The 6,301-nt window shown below is 72.7% G+C and carries 6 protein-coding genes; 5 read left to right on the forward strand and 1 reads right to left on the reverse strand.

The window, feature by feature from the left end; all coding sequences use genetic code 11:
- Positions 1–13 precede the first annotated feature (13 nt).
- The gene (locus AB0L56_RS24670) at positions 14–553 is read right to left on the reverse strand and encodes a hypothetical protein (protein WP_365426454.1); all 540 of its coding nucleotides are present in this window, start codon (positions 551–553) and stop codon (positions 14–16) included.
- A gap of 451 nt (positions 554–1,004) precedes the next feature.
- Between AB0L56_RS24670 and AB0L56_RS24675 the strand changes: the two genes are divergently transcribed.
- The 5 genes from AB0L56_RS24675 (at position 1,005) to AB0L56_RS24695 (ending at position 6,215) form a co-directional block, all read left to right on the forward strand.
- Positions 1,005–1,700: a nucleotidyltransferase family protein gene (locus AB0L56_RS24675; protein ID WP_365426457.1), complete on the forward strand. Its 696-nt coding sequence runs from the start codon at positions 1,005–1,007 to the stop codon at positions 1,698–1,700.
- A gap of 21 nt (positions 1,701–1,721) precedes the next feature.
- On the forward strand, positions 1,722–2,009 hold the full coding sequence (locus AB0L56_RS24680; protein WP_365426460.1) for a BON domain-containing protein: 288 nt from the start codon (positions 1,722–1,724) through the stop codon (positions 2,007–2,009).
- Positions 2,006–2,755 carry a metallophosphoesterase gene (locus AB0L56_RS24685; RefSeq protein ID WP_361037458.1) on the forward strand — a complete coding sequence of 250 codons (750 nt, stop codon included), beginning with the start codon at positions 2,006–2,008 and terminating at the stop codon, positions 2,753–2,755. The genes AB0L56_RS24680 and AB0L56_RS24685 overlap by 4 nt, the downstream gene beginning before the upstream one ends.
- Positions 2,756–3,027: 272 nt before the next feature.
- Positions 3,028–4,686 (forward strand): alkaline phosphatase D family protein, encoded by a 1,659-nt coding sequence (locus tag AB0L56_RS24690; RefSeq protein WP_365426463.1) that lies wholly within the window; start codon positions 3,028–3,030, stop codon positions 4,684–4,686.
- Between the two features lie 161 nt (positions 4,687–4,847).
- Positions 4,848–6,215: a carbohydrate-binding protein gene (locus AB0L56_RS24695; RefSeq protein ID WP_365426466.1), complete on the forward strand. Its 1,368-nt coding sequence runs from the start codon at positions 4,848–4,850 to the stop codon at positions 6,213–6,215.
- Positions 6,216–6,301: the final 86 nt, after the last annotated feature.

A 6,301-nucleotide genomic window follows, 5' to 3' on the forward strand; every position in this document is an offset into this window, starting at 1 on the left:
CCGTGATCGTGGCTCAGCGGGTGCGCCGGTCGGAGGGCGAGTCGTGGTTGGTGATGGCCTCGGCCACGTGTTTCAGGCCCTCGGCCGTGGCGGTGTCGCCCACCTTCGCGGGCTGTTCGTGCACCGGGCGTTCGGTCCGTTCGTCGTGGTTCCGGGACGGGGCGAGCCGGTCGCCGGGGCCCTCGGGCTGTTCCGCGTCGCGGTCGTCGTGCCTGCGGGCATCGTCCGGTGTGCCGGGCTCGCCGGTCTCGTCGGCCGGTGCCGGCGTGGCCTGTTCGCCGTCCGGCCGGTCCGTGGGGCGCGGCCGGGTGAGCCAGGCGACCGCCGCGCCGGTGAGCGCCACCGGCCACTCCACGACACCGGCCGCTCCGAGCACCCCGGCTCCCGTGTAGACGGCGATCCGCCGTCCGCGCGGGGAGATTGCGCCGATGGCGTCGAGGGTGCCGCCGGCCACCCTGACCACTTGCTGCCCGCCCGGCAGACGCCGCAGTCCCGAGGCGACCGCGCGCAGGGGCTGCGGAAGATCCGACGAGTGAGACGGGGCCTGGTCCATGTCGACCTCCACGAGCGGATCCCTCAGGGGCACCCATTGACTTCCCTGCCTTTTGCCCCATATTCAACCGATATCACCGCAAGCGCTTTTCCAGTACACCCGAGCCGGTTCCTTCCCGCGGCCCCGGTGGCCGGCCGCCGGGACTTGGGGCCTGTCCGACGGATCATGCCGGGGACGCCGGGTCTGGCATGCCCATCTACGGCGTTGTCGTCGGCCGCCGACTCCCTCCTCCGCCTTGCATCTGGACGCACCAGACCCCGCTCACCTGGGTTGCACAGCGCCGCCCCTTTCCCCCGACACGATCCGCCGGACAGGCCCCAGCCGTCCCGGGGCCGTCTCCGTGTCGGAAGGGGCACGCCGGGTACTAGGTGCAGGCACACAGGGCTGTCCCGGGCGGGGAGCCGGGCACAGCGGCCGTACGGACCGTCCGGCCGGCCGGAGGGAGTGGGTCATGACGGAGAACGGCGAGGACGCGGCGCTCACCCGGCGCCCGGCGACCCCGGACCTCCGTCTGGCCTCCGACGCCCCGGGCGAGACACCTCCGCTCGACACGCGGGGCGAGATGCGGGCCCCGCTGGAGGACGAGGGCCCGGAGCTGCCCCGGGACCGCAATCAGGCCATCCTGGAGGCGGCCAAGCAGGTGGGCGCGGTGCTGAAGCGGGGCGGGCACCTCTTCGCGCTGGCCGGCAGCGTCGCCGTGCACGCCCACGGCGGCAGCGGAAACCTCCAGCACGACGTCGACTTCTGCGTGCTGCCGGAGGACGCCGAGGCCGTGGCCGCCACGCTCCGCGAGGCCGGGCTGACGGTCTACACGCCTCCCGAGGACTGGCTGATCAAGTCCAGCTGCTTCGGCCAGGACGTGGACATCATTTTCCAGCTGGCGCACCGTCCCGTCTCCACCGAGATGCTCCGCCGGGCGCAGGAGCTGCCGGTGGAGTCGGTGCGCATGCCGGTCCTGGATCCCACGGATCTGCTGGCGGGCCTGGTGGCCGCCTTCTCGGAGCACCACTGCGACTTCGGGGCGGTGCTGCCCATCGCCCGCGCCCTGCGGGAGAAGGTCGACTGGGAGCGGGTCCGCCGTGAGACCGGGGACGAGCCGATGCCCGCCGCCTTCTTCTTCCTCCTGGAACGCCTGAACGTCATCTGAACGTCCGCGGAAGGAACGCTCATGAGCACCCACGACGCCGGTTCCGCGTCCGGCCCGCCTGCCTCGCGGAGTCCCGAGTACCGCGTCGCCCACCTCAAGGACCGGCTCGCCTCCGGTGAACTCGGCGAACTCGGCGTGCGGGTGGAGGTCCGCGGCGGGAACGTACTGGTCACCGGGACCGTTCCCTCCGCCCGCTACCGCGAGGAGGTCCTGGACTTGGTGCGCGAGGAGCTCGCGGGGCTCGAGGTGCACTGCGACATCGTGGTCAGCGAGCCCTCGTCGCCCGACCACGCGGAGGAGCTGTCATGATCCGGATCGCGGCCGTCGGGGACATCCACATGAGTCCGGAGACCCGGGGCATTCTCCGGCCGGCGTTCGACACCTTGCCCGAGTGCGCCGACCTGCTGCTGCTGGCCGGAGACCTCACCCGGCACGGCACGCTCGAGGAGGCGCGGGTGGTGGCCGACGAGATCCGGGGACTGGGTGTCCCCGTGGTCGCGGTGCTCGGCAACCACGACCACCACGACGACCGGCAGGACGAGGTCACGGCCGTGCTGCGGGAGGCCGGAGCCGAGGTCCTGGAGGGCGAGTCGGCCGTGCTGCAGGTGGGGGGCGTGCGGGTCGGGGTGGCCGGAACCAAGGGCTTCGGCGGCGGATTCGTCGGGGCGAGCGCCGGGGAGTTCGGCGAGCCGGTGATGAAGGAGTTCGTCCGGGTCTCCCGGCGCTGCGCCGACGGTCTGCGGGCCGCCCTGGAGAAGCTGGCCCAGGAGGGCTGCGACGTGCGGATCGCCCTCACCCACTACTCCCCCGTGCCGGAGACCCTGGCCGGGGAGCCGCTGGAGATCTATCCGTTCCTGGGCAGCTATCTGCTGGCCGAGGCGATCGACACGGCCGGCGCCGACCTGGCGGTGCACGGGCACGCGCATGCCGGAACCGAGCACGGCATGACCACGGGCGGGGTCAAGGTGCGCAACGTCGCGCAGCCCGTCATCGGGCGGGCTTTCCACGTATACCACCTGCCGGTCCGTGAACGGGTGAGCGCGGGCACCGGCTGAACGGACCCGCTCCCCGCGCCGTCGGTGCCTGCCGGCGGCGCTCGTGTGTGCCCGGGCGGCTCCCGCGTACGGTGTGCCCGGCGGCTCCCGCGTACGGCCTCCCGTGTGAACACCCCGCACGTCACGCCGTTTATGCACATTTCATCTGTTTAGCATGCAGGCTCCGCGTCCCGTGGCCGGCACCGGCCCGCGCGCGGAGCGCTCGCCTGCCCGTGTCCGCCCGCTGCCGGCCTGCGCCCGTCCGATCGATCCGCCTCAGGAGAGGACCTCAGATGGCGCTGTCGGGCCGTCCCGGACCATCGTCCCCGCTCGCCTCCACGCCGCACGACGCCGTACTGAGCACCGCCGCACGGCAGTTGGCCCGTCGTCGCTTCCTGACTGTCTCCGCCGCCGCCCTCGCCTTCACCACCAACCTGCCCGCGCGCGGCGCCTTCGCCGCTCCCCGGCTCGACGCGGCCCGGATCGCCGAGGACCCGTTCACCCTCGGGGTCGCCTCCGGGGATCCGCTGCCCGGCTCGGTGCTGATCTGGACTCGGCTGGCGCCTGCCCCGTTCGAACCGGACGGCGGCCTGGGACAGCAGCAGGTGGAGGTCTCCTGGGAGGTCGCCCTCGACGAGTCGTTCGCCCTGGTCGTGCGGCGCGGCACCGTCCTCGCGCACCCCGAGTACGCGCACAGCGTGCGCGTCGACGTGCAGGGTCTGGAACCCGGCAGCCACTACTACTACCGCTTCCGCACGGGCACCTGGATCAGCCCGGCCGGGCGTACCCGTACCGCTCCCCCGGCCGGCGACGGCACCGCGCGCCTGAGGCTGGCCGCGGTCGCCTGCCAGGCGTACCACGACGGCTACTACACCGCGCACGGGCATCTCGCCCGGGAGGACGTCGACGTGGTGTTCCACCTCGGCGACTACCTGTACGAGTACGCCGTCGATTCCGCGGGCGGCGCCCGAAACTACTCCGACGTGGTGCTGCCGGCCGAGTTCAACCGGGAGACGACGACCCTGGCGGACTACCGGATGCGGTACGCGCTCTACAAGAGCGACCCCGACCTGCGCGCCGTGCACGCCGCGCACCCGTTCGTCGTCACCTGGGACGACCACGAGACGGAGAACAACTACGCGGCCGCCGCGGACGAGAACGGCAGCGATCCGGCGCAGTTCCTGGCCCGCCGGGCCGCCGCCTACCGCGCCTATTGGGAGAACCAGCCGCTGCGCGCCGACCAGTTGCCCGATGGCCCCGACGCCCAGCTGTTCCGCCGGCTGCACTGGGGCACGCTCGCCCAGTTCGACATCCTCGACACCCGCCAGTACCGCGACGACCAGGCCTACCACGACAATCCGCACGTCCCCGGGCCGGAGTCGGACGATCCGGGCCGCAGCCTCACCGGGGACGCCCAGGAGCGGTGGCTGCTCGACGGGTGGGGCGCCTCGACGGCGCTGTGGAACGTGATGCCCCAGCAGGTGTGTTTCTCCCAACGCAAGTTGGACCTGAACGCCGAGGCCAGGATGTCGATGGACGCCTGGGACGGCTACCGCGCCAACCGGGGCCGTCTCATGGCGGGCGCGAAGGCGGCCGGCGTCGAGAACTGGCTGGTCCTCACCGGTGACGTCCATGTGGCGTACGCCTTCGACATCAAGGACGACTTCGACGATCCCGACTCCCCCACCCTCGGTTCGGAGTTGACCTGCACGTCCGTGGCCAGCGGCCGGAACGGGGCCGAGCACCCGGCCAATTGGGACACCTATATGCGGGCCAATCCGCATCTGAGGTTCTACGACGGCCGGCGCGGTTACGTCCGGGTCGAGCTGAACCGGGAGCACGCCCGCGCCGACTTCCGGATCGTCCCGGCCGTGACGACGCCCGGCGCTCCGGTCTCCACGGCGGCCTCGTTCGTCACGGAGGCGGGCTCCCCGGGTCTGACGCCCGTCTGAGCCGTTCGGGGTGCGGCCGGTGTCGCGGTTGTACTGCACATGGCTGCATCGAAGTCCCCAACGCGCTAACGGGGGCGTGTTCTGACATCCCGTCGGGCGCGCCGGGAAAGGCCTAAGTCCCCTCGGCAGCTTCGCCGCCCTCAACGAAGGAGACGTCCCGAATGGTCCCCAGTCATGTCCGGACCGTGCGCCGGTCGGCACTCACGGCACTCGGCGCCCTCGTCCTCGCCGGACTTCCCTCCGCCGCGGCGGCCGATCCCACGCCGGCGTCGGGGGCGGCGCCCACCGCGTCCCAGACGCTCGGTGCCGACCGGCCCTCGCCCCATCTGCTCGGCGCCCTCCAGCGCGACCTGGGCCTGAACGAGCAGCAGGCCTCCGAACGGCTGGTCAACGAGGCGGAGGCGGGCGCCCGGGCGGGCCGGCTGCGCATCGCCCTGGGTGAGCGGTTCGCTGGTGCCTGGGTGAACGGCGACACCTCCGCGGAGCTCATGGTCGCGACCACCGACGCCAAGGACACGGCGGCGATCGAGGCGCAGGGCGCCCGGGCCAAGGTGGTCGAGCGGACGCTGGCCGAGCTGCAGGCGGACAAGGCGAAACTGGACGCGGCGGCTCCACGCGTCAATTCGCTTGACGCGCCCGTCTGGTACATCGACGTGCCGAGGAACCGGATCATGGTGGAGGCGACCAGTCAGGAGGCCGGCACCGCCTTCGTCGAGGCCGCGGGCCTCGAAGGGGAGGACGTCGGCGTGCGGATGACGACGCTGCGGCCGCGTCTGCTGCAGGACATCACCGGCGGTGACGCCTTCTACATCAACGACTCCGCGCGGTGCACCGTCGGCTTCTCCGTCACCCAGGGCGACCAGGGGGGCTTCGCCACCGCCGGGCACTGCGGCGAGGCGGGGGACACGACCACCGGCTACGACCGCACCGCGCAGGGCACCTTTCGGGCCTCCACGTTCCCCGGAAAGGACATGGCCTGGGTGGCCACCGGCGAGCAGTGGACGCCCACGCCCGGCGTGAAGGCGCAGGACGGTCAGGAGGTGCGGGTGATGGGCTCGGTGCAGGCCCTCGTCGGGGCGTCGGTGTGCCGGTCCGGGTCCACCACCGGATGGCACTGCGGGACGATCGAGCAGCACGGCACGAGCGTGCGCTACCCCGAGGGCACGGTCGACGGGCTGACCCGGACGACGGTGTGCGCCGAGCCGGGCGACTCCGGCGGGCCGTATCTCACGGGCGCCCAGGCGCAGGGTGTCACCTCCGGCGGTACCGGTGACTGCACCAGCGGCGGCACGACGTACTACCAGCCGGTGAACCCGATCCTGAGCGACTACGGGCTCACGCTGACCACCGCCAACGCGCAGACCGCACCGGCGCCGGAGGACGGCGGGCAGGCATGGACGGCGGGCCGGGTCTACGAGGCGGGAACGACCGTGACCCACGACGGTGCGACCTACCAGTGCCTGCAGACCCACCAGGCCCAGGGCGCGTGGACGCCCGCCGACACACCGGCGCTGTGGCAGAAGGTGTGACCGAGTGACGGCAACACGGCGCCGGCGGCTGCCCGCGAGGACGCCCCCGCGGCCGGGTGGGGGGGCGGCGGGGGAGGCCGGTGGGG

This window comes from Streptomyces sp. NPDC052079, from assembly GCF_040680275.1.
Classification (GTDB): Bacteria; Actinomycetota; Actinomycetes; order Streptomycetales; family Streptomycetaceae; genus Streptomyces.

Bases quoted from the DNA above. Each gene is read 5' to 3' on its own strand.
- AB0L56_RS24670 (WP_365426454.1), bottom strand. From the start codon at position 553: ATGGACCAGGCCCCGTCTCACTCGTCGGATCTTCCGCAGCCCCTGCGC.
- AB0L56_RS24675 (WP_365426457.1), top strand. From the start codon at position 1,005: ATGACGGAGAACGGCGAGGACGCGGCGCTCACCCGGCGCCCGGCGACC.
- AB0L56_RS24680 (WP_365426460.1), top strand. From the start codon at position 1,722: ATGAGCACCCACGACGCCGGTTCCGCGTCCGGCCCGCCTGCCTCGCGG.
- AB0L56_RS24685 (WP_361037458.1), top strand. From the start codon at position 2,006: ATGATCCGGATCGCGGCCGTCGGGGACATCCACATGAGTCCGGAGACC.
- AB0L56_RS24690 (WP_365426463.1), top strand. From the start codon at position 3,028: ATGGCGCTGTCGGGCCGTCCCGGACCATCGTCCCCGCTCGCCTCCACG.
- AB0L56_RS24695 (WP_365426466.1), top strand. From the start codon at position 4,848: ATGGTCCCCAGTCATGTCCGGACCGTGCGCCGGTCGGCACTCACGGCA.